General features: G+C 72.4%; 12 protein-coding genes. 5 read left to right on the top strand and 7 right to left on the bottom strand.

The window, feature by feature from the left end:
* The first annotated feature begins 140 nt into the window (after nt 1-140).
* Together ACWD11_RS01080 and ACWD11_RS01085 are read left to right on the top strand one after the other, a co-directional pair.
* The gene (locus ACWD11_RS01080) at nt 141-3,707 is read left to right on the top strand and encodes a WGR and DUF4132 domain-containing protein (RefSeq protein ID WP_451280529.1); all 3,567 of its coding nucleotides are present in this window, start codon (nt 141-143) and stop codon (nt 3,705-3,707) included.
* On the top strand, nt 3,704-4,003 hold the full coding sequence (locus tag ACWD11_RS01085; protein ID WP_389415125.1) for a hypothetical protein: 300 nt from the start codon (nt 3,704-3,706) through the stop codon (nt 4,001-4,003). Before ACWD11_RS01080 ends, ACWD11_RS01085 begins: the two co-directional genes overlap by 4 nt.
* Here ACWD11_RS01085 and ACWD11_RS01090 read toward each other — a convergent pair.
* Both ACWD11_RS01090 and ACWD11_RS01095 read right to left on the bottom strand, forming a co-directional pair.
* Nucleotides 3,983-5,224 (bottom strand): hypothetical protein, encoded by a 1,242-nt coding sequence (locus ACWD11_RS01090; protein ID WP_451280531.1) that lies wholly within the window; start codon nt 5,222-5,224, stop codon nt 3,983-3,985. The two genes, ACWD11_RS01085 and ACWD11_RS01090, sit on opposite strands and share 21 nt — an antisense overlap.
* A complete protein-coding gene (locus ACWD11_RS01095; protein ID WP_451280533.1) occupies nt 5,221-6,396 on the bottom strand; it encodes a HesA/MoeB/ThiF family protein in 1,176 nt (391 codons plus the stop codon). The genes ACWD11_RS01090 and ACWD11_RS01095 overlap by 4 nt, the downstream gene beginning before the upstream one ends.
* A gap of 222 nt (nt 6,397-6,618) precedes the next feature.
* Between ACWD11_RS01095 and ACWD11_RS01100 the strand changes: the two genes are divergently transcribed.
* Nucleotides 6,619-7,920 (top strand): M14 family zinc carboxypeptidase, encoded by a 1,302-nt coding sequence (locus ACWD11_RS01100; protein ID WP_451280535.1) that lies wholly within the window; start codon nt 6,619-6,621, stop codon nt 7,918-7,920.
* 10 nt (nt 7,921-7,930) lie between these two features.
* Here ACWD11_RS01100 and ACWD11_RS01105 read toward each other — a convergent pair whose 3' ends face one another.
* The 3 genes from ACWD11_RS01105 to ychF all read right to left on the bottom strand — a co-directional run bounded on the left by ACWD11_RS01105 (nt 7,931) and on the right by ychF (nt 12,650).
* Nucleotides 7,931-9,109, bottom strand: a complete 1,179-nt coding sequence (locus ACWD11_RS01105; protein ID WP_451280537.1) for an NAD(P)/FAD-dependent oxidoreductase — start codon at nt 9,107-9,109, stop codon at nt 7,931-7,933.
* A gap of 140 nt (nt 9,110-9,249) precedes the next feature.
* Nucleotides 9,250-11,430, bottom strand: a complete 2,181-nt coding sequence (locus ACWD11_RS01110; protein ID WP_451280539.1) for a DEAD/DEAH box helicase — start codon at nt 11,428-11,430, stop codon at nt 9,250-9,252.
* 131 nt (nt 11,431-11,561) lie between these two features.
* Entirely contained in the window at nt 11,562-12,650 is a 1,089-nt protein-coding gene (ychF, locus tag ACWD11_RS01115) for a redox-regulated ATPase YchF (RefSeq protein WP_250077448.1), read from the bottom strand.
* A 168-nt stretch (nt 12,651-12,818) separates the two neighbouring features.
* Between ychF and ACWD11_RS01120 the strand changes: the two genes are divergently transcribed.
* Nucleotides 12,819-13,397: a DUF6542 domain-containing protein gene (locus ACWD11_RS01120; protein ID WP_389415131.1), complete on the top strand. Its 579-nt coding sequence runs from the start codon at nt 12,819-12,821 to the stop codon at nt 13,395-13,397.
* Between the two features lies 1 nt (nt 13,398).
* Here ACWD11_RS01120 and ppgK read toward each other — a convergent pair whose 3' ends face one another.
* Together ppgK and ACWD11_RS01130 are read right to left on the bottom strand one after the other, a co-directional pair.
* Nucleotides 13,399-14,142 carry a polyphosphate--glucose phosphotransferase gene (gene ppgK / locus ACWD11_RS01125; RefSeq protein ID WP_389415132.1) on the bottom strand — a complete coding sequence of 248 codons (744 nt, stop codon included), beginning with the start codon at nt 14,140-14,142 and terminating at the stop codon, nt 13,399-13,401.
* Nucleotides 14,143-14,171: 29 nt separating this feature from the next.
* Nucleotides 14,172-15,182, bottom strand: coding sequence for a 4-hydroxy-3-methylbut-2-enyl diphosphate reductase (locus ACWD11_RS01130; protein ID WP_389415133.1), 1,011 nt, complete (start codon nt 15,180-15,182; stop codon nt 14,172-14,174).
* Between the two features lie 63 nt (nt 15,183-15,245).
* Between ACWD11_RS01130 and ACWD11_RS01135 the strand changes: the two genes are divergently transcribed.
* Nucleotides 15,246-16,610: an APC family permease gene (locus ACWD11_RS01135; protein ID WP_451280542.1), complete on the top strand. Its 1,365-nt coding sequence runs from the start codon at nt 15,246-15,248 to the stop codon at nt 16,608-16,610.
* Nucleotides 16,611-17,029: the final 419 nt, after the last annotated feature.

Below are 17,029 nucleotides of genomic sequence, written 5' to 3' on the forward strand. Positions count from 1 at the left end.
GCCGTGACGGGCCCCCAGCCGTTCAAGTGCCCGGGGTTCGGGCGCCGCGGGCTGCGGACGGTCACTGTCAGTGGGGGCGGCTACGGTGACAGCCAGATGATCGAGCGGTCGGCCGGGGGGCCGGACGGAGGGGAGGGGCTGTGCGGCGCTGGGAGTTTGCGGGTGACGGCTCGGCGAAGTTCTGGGAGGCGGAGGCCGAGGGGACGACGGTCACCGTGCGCTACGGACGGGTCGGGACGCAGGGGCGCACACAGCCGAAGGAGCTGGCCTCGGCGGAGGCGGCCGAGGCGTATCTGGCGAAGTTGATCGCGGAGAAGGAGCGCAAGGGGTACCAGGAGGTGATGGTTGCCGAGCGGGCGGCGGCCACCGCGGCGGTTGCCGACCCGGCGCAGGCTCCGGACGAGGACACCTTCGTCATGCCGGCCTCCTGGCGCCGGCTCGTCCACCCGCGGCGCGGCGGGATCCCGCGTACGGTGCCTCCGTTGCGTGCGGACGCCCTGGAGTCGGTCGCCCGCCGCCGCAAGGAGGAGGCCGGCTGGATCGAGGAGATGCTCGCCGCCCCGCAGAGCGAGCCGCGGATCGTCGAGGCCCTGAGTGCGCATCTGAACGGCAGTCGCAACCCGCTCGGGGCTGCCGCCCTGGCGTCGCTGACCATGCACTACCAGTTGCCCGAGGGCGTGTTCGTGGACGCCTGGGCCACTGAGTACGGCCTGCCCTTCGCCGCGCGGGCCGTGGTGGAGTACTTCGACGTCGAGCCGCACTGGATCCAGTACGGCTCGCAGCGGCAGGACCCCTGGATCGGCTTCCGCGTCGGCGGGACCACCGCGGACGGCCACTGGGCCCGCGCTTTCGCCGACCGGCTGCGCGACCTGCTGGCCGTGGCCGACGAGGACGCCTACCGGCAGGCCGTGACCGTGCTGGAGAAGTGCCGGGACAGCGTGCGCCGCCGGGTCGTCGTGTCGTACGTCGTGCCCACCGAGCACGACTGGGTCGAGGACGCCTGCGCGGACGCGGACACGATCGACGAGACCCTGCGCGCCATGCTGCTGTGCTCGCTGAACTCCCCCGGGCAGCTCGACCGTGTGGTGGGCACCTCCTTCCGCCTCGGCTGGAACGACTGGGGGATGCCGATGGTGGCCTCGCTCGCCGAGGGCGTGGGCGGGCACATCGCACCCGTGCTGGAGCAGGGCGTCGAGCAGGCGTACGGCTCCGACCGGGTGCGCACCTTCTCGGCCGCCCTGGTGGAACTGCCGACGGACGAGGCGTTCCGGGTGCTGCTGGCCCGCGTCGAGGACAAGAACGTACGGCCGTATCTGATGGAGGCGATGCGGCGTTGGCCCGTGCGCGCGCTGCGACTGATGGGGGCGGCGGCGACCGGTACGGCCAAGAACGCCTCGATGGTGGGGCAGTTGCTGGCCGCGCACATCCAGGCGCACCCGGAGCTGACCGCGGCGGTGCTGCCCCGACTTCCCGCGCACGTGGCCGAGTACGTCGAGCCGCGGCTCGCCCGCCGGGACCGGGTGGCCGAGGCGCCGGCCGAGGCCCTGCCCGCGCTGCTGGTCAGCCCGCCGTGGGCGAAGCAGCGCAAGGCCGCGAAGGCGCGCGTGGCGGCGGAGGCGCCTCTCGTTCCGGAGCCGCGGGTCGTCTGGCAGCCCGACGAGCAGCAGCGCTGGGCCGGGGTCACCTCCTGGTACTCCAAGTGGCGGGGCACGTACGAATGGAAGGAGGAGATCAACGCCCTGCAGAACGGCGGGCAGTTGGCGGACGTCCGCGCGGCCCGGCTGTTCGTCACCGCGCCCGCGGACGTGGTCCGCCCGCTGCTGGCGCACTGCGCCCCCGAGGACTACTGGGACGGCGAGGCAGCGCTGAAGCCGGTGGCCGCGCGGTTCGGGACGGACGCCCTGCCGCTGATGCTGCGCGCCGCGACCCGGCACCCGGCCACCCTGAGCATGCTGGTCATGCCGTATCTCAGCGTCGGGGCCGCCGCTCTGGTCAGCGACTGGCTGGCCCGGCTGAAGTCCGCCGACGCCTTTGCCCGCGCCTGGCTGAAGCGGCACGGCCTCGCCACGGTCCCCTATTTGCTCCCGCACGCGGTGGGCAAGGCCGGGATCGCCCGGCGGGGCGCCGAGCGGGCGCTGCGCCTGCTGGCGGACGCCCACGGCCGCGAGGCCGTGCTGGCGGCCACCGCCGAATGCGGGCCTGAGACGGCGGACATCGTCGCCGAGGCGCTGGCCGCCGATCCGCTGGAGAGCGCCCTGCCCGCGCGGATGCCGGCCGTCGGCGCCTGGGCCGAGCCCGCGCTGATGCCGCAGATCCTGCTCAAGGAGGGCGGCGCCCTGCCCGCCGACGCGGTGCGCAACGCGCTCACCGTCCTCGCGCTGTCCAAGCCCGGCGATGTCTACCCCGGCCTCGACGTGCTGACCGAGCACTGCACCGCCGACTCGCTCGCCGCGTTCGCCTGGGGCCTGTTCGAGCAGTGGCGGCTGGCCGGCATGCCCCCGAAGGAGAGCTGGGCGCTGCACGCCCTGGGCTGGCTCGGCGACGACGAGACCGTACGGCGGCTCACGCCCGTGGTGCGCGCCTGGCCCGGCGAGTCCGCCCACCACCGCGCGGTGGAGGGGCTGAACGTCCTCGCCGCGATCGGCAGCGATGTGGCGCTGCTGCATCTGCACGGCATCGCCCAGCGGGTGCCGTTCAAGGCGCTGAAGACCCGCGCCCAGGAGAAGATCGCCGAGGTCGCCGAGGGACTCGGGCTGAGCGCCGAGCAGCTGGGCGACCGGCTGGTGCCGGACTTCGGGCTGGACGCGGACGGCAGCACGGTCATCGACTACGGCACCCGGCGGTTCACGGTCGGCTTCGACGAGCAGTTGCGGCCCTACGTCCGCGACGCCGACGGCAAGCACCGCAAGGCCCTGCCCGCCCCGGCCGCCAAGGACGACCCGGAGCTGGCCCCGGCCGAGCGCAAGCGGTTCGCCGCGCTGAAGAAGGACGTCCGTACGGTCGCCGCCGACCAGGTACGGCGGCTGGAGGCGGCGATGGTGTCGCAGCGCACCTGGACGGCCGGGGAGTTCCGGGACCTGTTCGTCGCCCATCCGCTGGTGTGGCATCTGGTGCGGCGGCTGGTCTGGCTCGGTGAGGCCGACGGCGCGGTGACGGCGTTCCGGGTCGCGGAGGACCGTACGTTCGCCGACGTCCGGGACGACGAGCTGACGCTGCCCGAGGAGGCGAGCGTCCGGCTGGCCCATCCGCTGCACCTGGGTGCCGAACTGGCCGCCTGGTCGGAGCTGTTCGCCGGCTACGAGATCCTGCAGCCCTTCCCGCAGCTGGGCCGTGCCGTGCACGCCCTGACCGAGGAGGAGGCCGCCGACCAGCGGCTGGCCCGCTTCGAGGGCGCCACCGTGCCGGTCGGCAAGCTCCTCGGGCTCACCAAGCGCGGCTGGGAACGGGGCACCCCGCAGGACGCGGGCGTGGAGCGCTGGTTCCACCGGCGGATCGACGAGGGCCGGTACCTCGTCATCGACCTCGACCCGGGTATCGCCGTCGGCGCCGTCGACATGCTCGGCGACCAGACCTTCAACGCCGTATGGCTGAACACGATGCCCGACGACTACTGGCACAACCGGAAGAACGGGCTCACGTTCGCGGGGCTCGATCCGGTCATCGCCTCCGAGCTGCTCGCCGACCTCACCGAGGTGACCGCGAAGTGACCGTCACCGAGGAGCAGCTCCAGCGCCCGCCCGCCGAGGTCCGGCACACCGGCGAGCTCGCCGCCCTGCGCGCCGCCCGCCGTTTCGTGGTCGGGGAGGAAGCGGCCGGGATCAGCCGCAAGTTCGTCGGCGACGTCTCCCTGGTGGAGCGGGCCCTGGTCACGCTCGCCACCAACCGCGGCCTGATGCTCGTAGGGGAAGCTGTGCGGGATGGCCGAGGGGCGGCCGTCCCGGCCTGGGTGGAGGCCCAGATCCATCTGGTGACCGCGCTGGAACTACACCGGGCTCCGGCGTGAGCGGCGATTGCGCCACCAGGTGACCAGCCACAGGACGTTGATCCCGCCGAGGACGATCAGCACCGCGGCCGAGTCCGCGTTGCCCGCGAGCCCGTGGTCCGGCCCGATACCCCGGGCGGCGGCGACCAGCAGGGCGATGTCGAGCGGCAGGGTGACGGCGGCCATGAAGGCGAGGCAGGCCGCCGTACCGATCACGAGGACGACGCTGTAGAGGCGGACGGCCCGGCGCTCGTGCGGCGGCAGCCGGGTGCTCGGGTCGGCCGTCCCGGCGCGGTACGCCTTCCGGCGCACGGGGCGCATCGCGCGCCGGAAGGCGTAGCGCGCGTAGGCGAGACCGTCGCCGTACAGGTCCCGGCAGCCGGTGAGGTCCTGGAGGACGAAGTACAGGTCGGTCCTGGTGAACACCATGCACTGGAAGGGCAGCGGCAGCAGGGCCAGCAGCAGGGCCGCGGCGAGCAGCCGGTGGGCGGTCGTCCCCGGGTCCGTCCCGGCCAGGACCAGGATCAGGGCCGAGGCCACGGACAGGTTGAGGGCGATGCCGGACAGATACGCCGTCAGCCGGTGTCTGCGCGGGGCGAGTTCGATGCCGCTGATGTCGGTCTGCATGACGAGGAACTGGAGCCGGGTGCCCAGTCGCATCCTCCCCGGCACGCCCGCGGCGCGGGCGGTGACCAGGTGCGCCAGCTCGTGGGCCAGCAGCAGCGTCCACCCGGCCGCCGCCCCGCTGAGCAGGACCAGGCTGCCGTGCGGGCTCCACAGCAGGTCGCGGTAGCCCGGAAGGAGATCGGGGCGGCGCAGCAGCACGACGACGGCGGCCGTGATCAGCACGCCGACGAGCACCGGAAGCACCGGGTGCAGGGCGAGGCGGACATGGGCCGGGCGCAGCCACGGCAGGGTCGCCCGCGGCGGTTCGGGGTCCGGTACCGGGCGGTCCCCGATCCGTGCCACGAACCCGAGCGCGGTCAGATCCCTGACGAAGTCCGGGATCTCGAACTCCTCACCGGTCTCCTCCCGCAGCCGCTGAGCCGTGCGGGCCACGCTCAGCCCCTCGCCCAGCAGTTCCACCGCGCGGGCCCCGGCGGCGGGCAGGGCGACGAAGGTGCGGGTGGCCATCCGGCCCACGATCCACTCGTCCCGGTCGCGCCGTACCGCCAGGTCGTGCAGCCGGACCCGGGTCGACGCCTCGATACGGGGGCGGCCCTCCGCCGCGGTGTCCGTCACGCGGGCTCCTGCGGGCCGGTGCTCACCGCCGGTTCCGGGCGGCAGGCGGCACAGTCGGTACGGCGGTCAGCGCGCTGCAGGACCGGGTCGCCGGGCAGCATGAGGTTGAGGCCGAAGCGGCATCCGGGGTCGATCCGCGGGACACCGCACAGCAGCGCGAGGGCGGCGTGGGCGAGGAGGCTGCCGGAGAGGCCGGCGGTCACGGCGTTGACCGGGTTCCACGGCATGCGCGGCGAGGCGACGTCCTCGTCCTGGCCGGGGGCGAGCCGCAGATCGCGCCGCTCGATCTCGGCGCTGCGCAGACACTCCCAGCACGCGCCCCGGCCGGGTGTGAAGACGCCGACGCTCACCAGGGGACCGCGGTAACCGGCCTCGGCCCAGGGTGTGTTCGAGGCCAGGCAGACCTGGTTGGCCCAGCGGCGGATGGCGGCGGGCCGGTCGGCGGCCAGCAGCAGCACGTCGTACGCCGCACCCGTGCCGGAGCCGTCGGCCAGCAGCTCCTCGAGGTCGGCCGGGCCGCGTACCTCACGGCGTTCGCCGGTGACCGTCGGGTGCGGGTTCAGGGCGCGCAACGCCGTCAGCGCCGCGTCGATCTTGGGTGCGCCGAGGTCCGACTCGCGGTAGAGGGTCTGCCGGTTGAGGTTGGACAGCTCCACGACGTCCGGCTCGACGCAGTGCAGCCGCCCCACGCCGGAGGCCACCAGGTCCCGGGCGGCGGCCCCGCCCGTCCCGCCGACCCCGATCAGCAGGACCCGGGCACGGCGCAGCCGCAGCTGCGGCTCCCAGGGGTTCTGTCTCGGCCGGAGGTCCATCCAGCGCTGCAGCGTCATGCCCCTGCTGTAGCGCTCGCGTTCGTCCTCGGACAGCTCGGCGGGGGGCGGGGCGCCGGCGTCCTCGACGTAACCGGCCATGGTGAGGTCGGTGATCGCCTGGGCGATGTCGGGGGCGGGCAGCCGCAGTTCGGGGTGGCGGCGGGTCACCTCGGCGACGACGTCCGCGGCGCTGCGCGTGCCGTCCATGGCCTCGACCAGCGTCCACACCCAGCCGTCCGGATCCTTGACCTCGGCACCGATGCCGTGGACGACGCTGCCGATCCGCAGATGGCCGTCGACCGTCCGGTACGCCCGGTGCTCCGGCTTGATCCGGGGCCGCCGCATCCTGTGCACCGTCACTTTCGCGCCAATCTCCTCAGCCCCAACTGACCCGTGATCAACGGACATTGACAACAGTGACCGGGGCAACGAAGTCTTGCAAGAGCACAACGGATCACTGCACGCCACAGCCACCACCGGGAGGACACGGCATGCCGAACAAGATCGAGATTCGTCCGCTGGACAAGAAGGAGACCACCGGCGACAGCGGTGGCAACGGCGGTTCCTGACCGGACGCCGGTGATGGACCGCTACCCCACGGTCGCGGACGTCGCCGAGTCGGCGCGGCGGCTGGTCTCCCGGTTCCCGGGCACCGGCCGCCTGCGCCGGATCGGTACGTCCCGCGCGGGCCGTCCGCTGCTGATGCTGTCCGTGGGACACGGGCCACGCCATGTCCTGGTGGTGGCCCGGCCGCACCCCGACGAACCGGTCGGCGGCGCCACCGCGCTCGCGCTGGCGGAGCGGGTGGCACACGGCCGCGGGCGCTCCCCGGCGACCGACCCCACCCTCGTCACCTGGGACATCGTGCTGTGCCTCGACCCGGACGGCGCCGCGCTGAGCGAGGGCGTCGAGGCGGCGACGGCCGGGCCCGCGCCCACCCTGGAGAGCTACTACGGCGCCGCCTTCCGCCCGATCGCGGCGGAACAGCCGGAGTGGGCACCGATCGTCTCGCGCCAACTGCCCGAAAGCCAGGCGCTGTTCCGGGTGATCGACGAACTGCGGCCGTTCCTCCAGTGCTCCCTGCACAGCGTCGAAGCGGGCGGCAGCTGGGTGCAGTTGACGAACGCCCTGCCCGAACTCGCCGCGCCGTTCCAGACGTCCGCCGGCACGCTGGGCATCCCGGTCCAGCACGGCACGTACGACGCCCTGTACTGGGAAAACCCCAGCCCCGGGATCCACGTACTGCCCCCGCCGGACAGCACCGCCCGGCTGGCCGCCGGGTCCGAGAACATCACCTCGTCCACCTGGTGCGCACCGATGCGGTACGGCGGTGTCACCGCGATCGTCGAAGTGCCCATGTGGGCGACCGATCTGGCCGACGACCTGTCCCCGCATCCGGCGGCCTCCGAGGCGCTGCGCGACCTGTCCGGCCTGGTGCGCGACGGCGGACGGCAGGTGACCGCCGTACTCGACAGGGCGCGCCCGTTCCTGCCGCCGGCCCGGGAGAACGCGCTCAGACGCGTGCTGGAGTGGATGGCCGACGACCTCTACGACCTGGTCGCCGACTCCTGGGAACCGCTCGCCCGGCAGGCGGGCCCCGGTGGCCCGGTGCCGCTCACGACGGCACAGATCTGCTCGCTGGACGTGGTCGCCCGTCGGCAACCGCTGCGGGCGGCGGGCCTTCTGCTCCGCCTGCTGCGAGCGGCGGACCACGCCGCGGCTCCGGAGCTCCACCGTGAGCTGACCGAACTGTTCACCCTCTGGTGCGCGGACTTCGAGAAGGCCCTGCGCCTGCGCTGGGTCCCGGTACGCCATCAGGTGGAGCACCAGGCACGCACGGTGGTGGCCACCGCGGACAGCGCGCTGCGGGCTCTGGGGTGGTAGGACGACCCCCTCACATCGCGGGCCTGCGGGTGGCGCGACCGCCCTTGGAGACGACGGTGGTGACGTTCATGCGCTTGCTGAGCCGGTACGTCAGCAGCGGGCTGCCGCTGACGAACTCCTTGTAGGCGACGGCCGCGCGACCCCTGAGCCACCAGCGCGCGGGGCTGTCGTCGGCCTTGGTGAACTGGATGACGGCGTCCCGGCGGCCCAGGCTGACCGGCTGGTGGAAGTAGCCGAAGCGGAACGGCTCGACCGTCCTGCCGCGCAGCAGTCGCGCGATGGTGTCGGCGGTGTACTGGGCGGTGGGCAGACCGCTCTGGCAGGTGCCGTGGACCGGCCCCCAGGCCAGGCGTACGGCGGCGGCGTCGCCGATGGCGTGGATCTCCGGGTGGGACACCGACCGCAGGGTGCCGTCGACCAGGATCAGACCGCGCTCGTCGGTGGCGATCCCGGCGTCGGCGGCCAGCGGCGACACCTTGACCCCGGCCGTCCACAGAAAGGCGTCGGAGCGGACGGTCCGGCCGTCGGACAGCTCGACGGCGTCGGGCAGCACCTTGGTGACCCGGGCGCCGGTCACCGTGGTCACACCGAGGCGGTCCAGCACGCGGTGCTGGTAGGCGCGCGCCTTGGCGCCCATCATGCCGCCGACCTCGTCCGAGCTGATCAGTGTGACGTTCAGGCCGGGGTGGCTCTCCGCGATCTCGGCGGCCGCCTCGACGCCGGTCAGGCCGCCGCCGCAGACGGTGACCGTGCCGCCGGCCGCCGCGACCTCGGTCAGCCGGGCGGCGAACCGGCCGGCGGACTCCGGGCCGTCGAGGGTGAACGCATGGGTGTCGGCGCCGGGGACCCTGCCGGTGTCGGTGGAGCTGCCCAGCGCGTAGACGAGGGTGTCGTACCCGAGGGACATGTCACCGTCGACGGTGACGCGCCGCGCCTCGGGGTCGATGGTGGTGGCGGTGCCCTCGACGAACCGGACGCCGGTCCCGTCGAGCAGGCTCGGGATCCGGTGGTGGGCCAGGTGCTGCCCGGCGGCGATCTGGTGCATCCGCAGCCGCTCGACGAACCGGCTCGACGGGTTGACCAGGGTGATCCTCACGCCGGTCCGGCGGATGCGGTGGGCCAGCCGGACCGCGGTGAACATGCCCGTGTAACCGGCGCCGAGAACGACGATGTGGTGATGGTCGGTCATCTCGATCTCCCACTGTTCGCACCGGCTCCGTACCGGTGACGCCCATGAGACGAGCGACCCGCCCCGGGCGTGACATGGGCCCCGACGAGACCCACGTCACACCGGCCAGGGCCCGGTTCCAGGGCAGTTGGAGGCCGTCCTCACTCAGCTGCCGTGCGCCTCCCGCTCGTCATACCCAGGCGCGCCTGCTCCTCCTCGACGATCCGGCGGGCCAGCTCGGTGTCCGACACGTCGACCGCGTCCGGGGTGGCTTCGGCGACGGCGCTGCGGCGGGCGTAGGCATCGAACAGGCGGGTCTTCGACTCCAGCATCCGTACCATGCGTTCATCCACTCCCCCGGTGGCGAGAAGGCGATGCACGTGAACCGGCCTGACCTGGCCCATGCGGTGGGCCCGGGCCACCGCCTGGTGTTCGATGGTCGGCTTGATCTGCGGTTCGCAGATGATGACGACGGACGCGGCCTGCATGTTGAGGCCGACGCCGGCCGCCTGGATCTGCGCCAGGAGCACCGCCGGCCCCGGGATCCCGGCGAAGTCGTCGACGATCTGCTGCCGCCGCCCGGCCGGGACGCCGCCGGTGAGCGGACCCAGCATCGGGGTGCCGGCGGTGGGCCCCTCGGCGAGCGCCGCCTGCGCCACGCCCAGCACGTCCTTGAAGTAGGAGAAGACCACTGTCTTCTGCCCGTTCTCGCCGGCCTCCTGAACGATCTCGCGGAGCCGGCCCAGCTTGGCCGACTTCTCGGGGCGCAGGTACGCGGCCCTGCGCATCGCCATGAAGTTGCCCTCTCGCACGGCTTCGCGGTAGGCCTCCTCGTCCGACGCGCTCAGCTCCTCCCACTCGTCGGTCTGCTGAAGGCTCGGGAGTTCCGTCAGCACGTCTTCCTGGTTGCGCCTCAGGTAGACCGGCGCGACGGCCTTGCGAAAGGCGACGGAACCCGCCAACGCGTCCCGCTCGCCGAGGGAGTCCGCCACGTCTTCATCGAGCATCCGGACCAAGGTGCGGAACTCTGCGACCCGGTTCTCCATCGGGGTTCCGGTCATGAAGAGGCTGCGCTCACAACGCTCCGTCCACAGGGCGACCGACCGGGACCGCTTGGTCGTGGGGTTCTTCACGGAATGCGCTTCGTCGACGACGAGCAGCCCGACCTCCCCGCCGCCCGGCACGGGAAAACCGCGCAGTGCGTCGAAGGTGGTCACCCCCACCCCGCCCCGGCCCTTCCAGTCGGCGAACGCGTGGTGCCGGTCGGGGCCGTGGAGCACCATGACGCGAAGAGCGCTGCGGGCCTCGATCTCGCGGGTCCAGTTCACGAGAACGCTCGCCGGGCAGACGACCATGAAATGGCTCTGCCCCTCCGCGGCCAGGTGTGCCAGCACGGCGATCGCCTGGATCGTCTTCCCGAGCCCCATCTCGTCGCCGAGTATCACCTTGCGCTGCGCCAGGACGAATCGAGCGCCGAACGCCTGGTAACCGCGAAGGGAAACCCGCCGGTGCGAGTCGTCGAGCTGTTGCGTCCGTACCCGCTCGGCGATCTCCTCCGGCAGGAACCCCTCGGCGGCTGCCGCGTCCGGCTGCCGCCCGGAGATCTCGGCGAGCAGGCTGTAGTACTCCGCGGAGCGGAGTTCGAAGTCCACCCATGCCGCGATGTCGGACGACGATCCACGCAGCAGGTCCACCGAGGCCTGGGCGAGCAGCTCGGGCACTCCGGCCTGCTCCGCCTCGTCCACCAGTGAGCGGAGGTCGGCCACCGCCGCCAGCGCACGTGACTTCTTCTCCCGGCCGGCCAGCAGCATCCTGAGATGTCCCGTGGCGGGCCTCGCGTCGACCAGCAACGGGCCGAGCCGTTCCGACAGGGCCGCGGCGCGGTCCACCGCGCGCCGGGCGTCCGGGCCTGCTTCCACCAGTACGTGCAGGGCCATGACGAGCGCGGTGGTGCTCGGCTCCGGCCGGTCCACGTCGATGTGGACGGCCACCGTCTCGTGCACCGCTTCGGACAGCCGGCGTGCGGCGGCGATGATCTGGTCGACAGTGCGCTGCCCGACACCGGGAATCTGCCGCAACCTGTAGGGGCCGGCTTCGAGGACACGGCCCACCGTGCCGAGGCCGCTCTTCTCGACGTTCCCCAGCCGAAGCCGTCCTTCAGTGACGTCCTGCAGCCGGGCGACGGGGATGGCGTCGAGCTCCCGGGCGACCTCCGCGTCATGAATCGGCTTCAGCGCCGCCCGCACCGCCTCGACCGCCCTGCCGTGGTCGACGGCCACTGCCTGGGCCGCCTCGTACAGTCGTGCTCCCCTCGCGACCGCGTCCCGTTCCCCACGCCCCACGCGCCCCGCCCCTCTCTCGCAGTCCCCGCATCCTCCCCGACTACGAGCAGGCGGCGGGGATCTTCGCGGACAGAAACACATGCCCGACCCGTCGGCAGGCGGGTCGGGCACAGGTCTTCACACGCGAGACGTCAGACGTTGAAGCGGAACTCCACCACATCCCCGTCCTGCATGACGTAGTCCTTGCCCTCCATGCGTGCCTTGCCCTTCGCGCGGGCCTCCGCGACCGAGCCCGTCTCCACCAGGTCGGCGAAGGAGATGACCTCCGCCTTGATGAAGCCCTTCTGGAAGTCGGTGTGGATGACTCCGGCGGCCTCGGGGGCGGTGGCGCCCTTCTTGATGGTCCAGGCGCGGGACTCCTTGGGGCCTGCCGTGAGGTAGGTCTGCAGGCCGAGGGTGTTGAAGCCGACCCGGGCGAGGGTGGCGAGGCCGGGCTCCTCGGCGCCGACCGACTCCAGCAGCTCCAGCGCGTCCGCCTCGTCCAGCTCGGCGAGCTCCGCCTCCAGCTTGGCGTTGAGGAAGATCGCCTCGGCGGGGGCGACCAGGGCGCGCTGCTCCTCCTTGAAGGCCTCGTCGGTCAGCTCGTCCTCGTCGACGTTGAAGACGTAGAGGAAGGGCTTGGTGGTGAGGAGATGCAGGTCGTGCAGGAGCTCCTCGTTGCCGGAGCCCTGGACGATGCCCGCGGAGAACAGGGTGTCGCCCTTCTCCAGGATCTCCTTGGCCTCCTCGACGGCCTTCACCTTCGGCGCGATGTCCTTCTTGATCCGCGACTCCTTCTGGAGCCGGGGCAGGACCTTCTCGATGGTCTGGAGGTCGGCGAGGATCAGCTCGGTGTTGATCGTCTCGATGTCGTCCTTGGGCGAGACCTTGCCGTCGACATGGACGACGTTCTCGTCCTTGAAGGCGCGGATGACCTGGCAGATCGCGTCGGACTCGCGGATGTTCGCGAGGAACTTGTTGCCCAGCCCCTCGCCCTCGGAGGCGCCGCGCACGATGCCCGCGATGTCGACGAAGTCGACGGTCGCCGGGAGCACCCGCTGGGAGGAGAAGATCTCGGCCAGTTTGGCCAGGCGCGCGTCCGGGACGCCGACCACTCCGACGTTCGGCTCGATCGTGGCGAACGGGTAGTTGGCCGCCAGCACGTCGTTCTTGGTCAGGGCGTTGAACAGGGTCGACTTGCCGACATTCGGCAGACCGACGATTCCGATCGTGAGCGACACGTTGCGACTTCCCGTACGTGAGTGGAGGACTGGCGGCCGATGGGGCCGATCCACCAGTCTACGGCGTGCCCCGCCCCCCATCGGCGACGTATCGAACGCTTGGCCAAGGTCCGCCCCTCGGCGTGTCCCGAGGGCCGTTCGACACATAAACAGACCTAAGTTGGTCCAGTGGAGCAACACAGGACACGCCCAGCGCAGCACGGGCAGCAGCACGGCACGCGCCGCGGGACCCCGCCGCTGCCCCCGCAGGCCAGGGGCAGCGCCCCGGGGTCGCCGGCCCGCGCCGACGCCCCCCGCCGTCCCCCCGCCGCCGTCCGGCGGCCGCTGCCCCCGTGGGTGCGGGCGGTGCGCCGGATGCCGAACCCCCGGCTCACCGGACTGGGCGTCGGGCTGTTCTGCACCGCCCTGACGATCACGCTCGGCGGCCTGGTCGCCCTGCTGTTCGGGTCGTCGCTGACGGTCTACGGCGTGCTGTTCCTGCCGGTGTGCGTCCTGACCGCGGCATGGGTGCGCCGCGCGGACCTGGTGACCGCGGTCATCGTCGTGCCGATCGCCTTCGCGCTGGGTCTGGTGCCGGTCGCCGACGGCGGGGACGGGACCGGCGACCGGCTGATGGGCCTGTTCACGGCGCTGGCGACGCAGGCCGGGTGGCTGTACGGCGGAACCCTGGTCACCGGCGTGATCGTCACCGTGCGCAAGGTGCGGCTGATGCGGCACCAGGTGGCCAGGAGCCGGCCGCCGGTGTGACCTACCGCTGTGCCGCCCGCATCGCCGCGCCCACGATGCCGGCGTTGTTCTGCAGCTGGGCCGGGACGATCTCCGCCTTGATGCCCTCGATGTAGTGCAGGAACTTCTGCGACTTACGGCTGACCCCGCCGCCGATGATGAACAGCTCCGGCGAGAACAGCATCTCCACATGGGCGAGGTACTTCTGGACCCGGTGCGCCCAGTGCTCCCACGTCAGCTCGCCGTCCTCCTTGGCCTTGCTGGAGGCCCGCTTCTCCGCGTCATGGCCGTGCAGCTCCAGATGGCCCAGCTCGGTGTTGGGCACCAGGGTGCCGTCCACGAACAGGGCGCTGCCGATGCCGGTGCCGAAGGTGAGCAGGATGACGGTGCCTCTGCGGTCCCGCCCCGCGCCGAACGCGATCTCGGCGACGCCCGCGGCGTCCGCGTCATTGACCACCGTCACCGGCAGGCCGCCCAGACGCTCGCCGAACAACGCGCGCGCGTCGGTGTCGATCCAGCCCTTGTCGACATTGGCCGCCGTACGGATCGTCGCCCCGTCGGTCACCACGCCGGGGAAGGTCAGCCCGACCGGTCCCGTCCAGCCGAAGTGGTCGACGACCTGCTTGACGCCGTCCGCCACCCCGTCGGGCGTCGCCGGATGCGGGGTGAGCACCTTGAAGCGCTCCTCGGCAAGGTCGCCCCTGTCGAGATCCACAGGGGCACCCTTGATTCCGGACCCACCGATGTCCACACCGAAGATCTGCATGGCTCTACGTTACGACGCGGGACCGACAGTCACTCCGGCGAGGTGCCGGTCCGCTCCGCGATCAGGGCCGCGGCCTCCTCGCGCAGATCCCGGCGCAGCTCCTTCGGCAGCGAGAAGGTGATCGACTCCTCGGCCGCCTTCACCAGCTCGACATCGCCGTAGCCCCGCTGGGCGAGCCACTCCAGGACCTCCTCGACGAGGACCTCCGGGACGGAGGCGCCGGAGGTGACGCCGACCGTGGTGACGCCCTCCAGCCAGGCCTCGTCGATCTCGCTCGCGAAGTCCACCAAGTACGCCTCGCGCGAGCCCGCGAGCTTGGCGACCTCGACCAGCCGCTTGGAGTTGGAGGAGTTGCGCGAGCCGACCACGATGACCAGTTCGGCCTCGGCGCCCATCTGCTTCACCGCGAGCTGGCGGTTCTGGGTGGCGTAGCAGATGTCGTCGCTGGGCGGCGAGATGAGCTGGGGGAACTTCTCCTTGAGGGCGTCGACGGTCTCCATCGTCTCGTCCACGCTCAGCGTGGTCTGCGACAGCCACACGACCTTCGACTCGTCGCGGACCTCGACCTTGGCGACGTCCTCGGGGCCGTCGACGAGCTGGATGTGGTCGGGGGCCTCGCCGGAGGTGCCGATGACCTCCTCATGGCCCTCGTGGCCGATCAGGAGGATGTCGTAGTCCTCATCGGCGAAGCGGACGGCTTCCTTGTGGACCTTGGTGACGAGCGGGCAGGTGGCGTCGATGGTGGCGAGCTTGCCGCGGGCGGCCTCCTCGTGGACGACGGGGGCGACGCCGTGCGCCGAGAACATCACGATGTTCCCGGGCGGCACCTCCTCGGTCCGCTCGACGAAGACGGCGCCCTTGCGCTCCAGGGTCTGCACGACGTACTTGTTGTGCACGATCTCGTGCCGGACGTACACCGGGGCCCCGTACTGCTCCAGGGCTTTCTCGACGGCGATCACGGCGCGGTCCACACCCGCGCAGTAGCCACGGGGGGCGGCGAGCAGGACACGGCGGCCAGGCGAAGCAGTCATGCGTCCCATCGTAAGGCCGCGTTCGGCGGGTCAAAGATCGCGCCGGGCAGGACGGCTCTGGACACTGGCGGCATGTCCGACATCGGTACGGCCTCCTCCGCGGCCGAGGCGGAGCCCTCCGCTCTGCGGCGCAGCCTCGGTTTCCGGGACCTGGTGGTCTACGGGCTGCTGTTCATCGCGCCCATGGCCCCGGTCGGCGTGTTCGGCACGCTGGACGCCAGGTCGCACGGGGCGGTCGCGCTCGTCTATCTCGTCGCCACCGTGGCGATGGCGTTCACCGCATTCAGCTACGCGCAGATGGTGCGGGTGGTCCCCCAGGCGGGTTCGGTGTTCGCCTACGCGCGGGCGGGGCTCGGGCCGTGGGCCGGGTTCGTCGCGGGCTGGATGGCGATGCTGGACTATCTGCTGATCCCCGCGGTCGCCTACCTCTTCTCCGGGATCGCCATGGAGGCGCTGGTCCCGGAGGTCTCACGCTGGGTGTGGACGGCGATCGCGGTGGTCCTGACGACGCTGCTGAACCTGTGGGGCGTACGGCCCGCGGCCCGCGTGGGTTTCCTGGTGCTGGCCATGGAGATCGTGGTCCTGCTGGTCTTCGTGGTCTCGGCGGTGGTGGTCCTCGCGCGGGACGGCGCCGAGCGGGGGTGGCTGTCGCCGCTGTCCGGGGACGGCACGCAGGGCGCGTTCGCGCTGTCGGCGGTGCTCGGGGCGGTGTCGATCGCGGTCCTGTCCTACCTCGGCTTCGACGCCATCGCCTCCTTCGCGGAGGAGGTCACCGGGGGTTCGCGGAAGGTGGCGCGGGCGGTCCTGTTCTGCCTGGCGCTCACGGGCGTCCTCTTCGTGGCGCAGACCTACCTGGTGGCACTGCTGGAACCCCTGTCCTCCGCCCAGCTGGCCGCCGAGCCGGCCCGGCAGGGCTCCGCCTTCTACGATGCCGTCGACGCGTCCGTCGGGACCTGGCTGCACGACCTGGTCGCCGTGAGCAAGGCGATCGGTGCCGCGTTCGCCGCGCTGGCCGGGCAGGCGGCGGCCGGCCGGCTGCTGTTCGCGATGGGCCGGGCCGGACGGCTGCCGCGGGTGCTGGCGCGGACGAACGCGGGGGTCCCGCGGCCGGCCCTGCTCTGCGCGGCCGCGGTCACGCTGGCCGCGGCGCTCTGGGCGGCCCGCCGCGACGACGGCCTGGATCACCTCGTCTCCGTCGTCGACATCGGCGCCCTCACCGCCTTCACCCTGCTGCACGCCAGCGTGGTGGGCTGGTTCGCGGTGCGCCGCCGCGGGGGGCCGGTGGTCTGGTGGCGCCACGTACTGATGCCGGCAGCGGGCGCGGCCATCACGGTCACGGTGATCGCGGAGGCCTCGGGGACGGCTCAGGTGGTGGGCGCGGTCTGGTTGGCGGTGGGGGTGATGGTGCTGGTGGTGCAGCGGGGGCGGGTGGGGTGAGGGTGCGGGGGCTGGATGAGACGCCGGGTGTGGCCTTGAGGGTGGGCGGGGCTGATTGTGGTGGCTCGGTGGGGAACATCGGGGCGGGTGACGGTCACTGGACCGGGAGCGGTCCTGCGAGGTGGGGACCGGTCGCGGCGGGGCGAGGCCCGAGTAACCGCTCAGAGCGGCCATGGTCCGAGGTTCGGCGAGGCCGAGTCGACCAGGGACGGACGAGGGCGCGGACCCTGCCCGCCGTAGGCAAAGAGCCGATCCCGCCCCGCGCGACCGCGAGCGGCCCGGTGCGGGAGGGCGCCGGCCGGGGCAGCCGGTGGCCGCCGCCTGAGCAGCAGAGCGACCGCCGCGCCCTCCGCTCAAGGGCGCCACGCCGCACCCCACTTCGCGGGCGCACTCCCGGGGACGAGCCGCCGTACGCGCGA

The sequence above is a fragment of the Streptomyces sp. NPDC002776 genome (assembly GCF_053592195.1).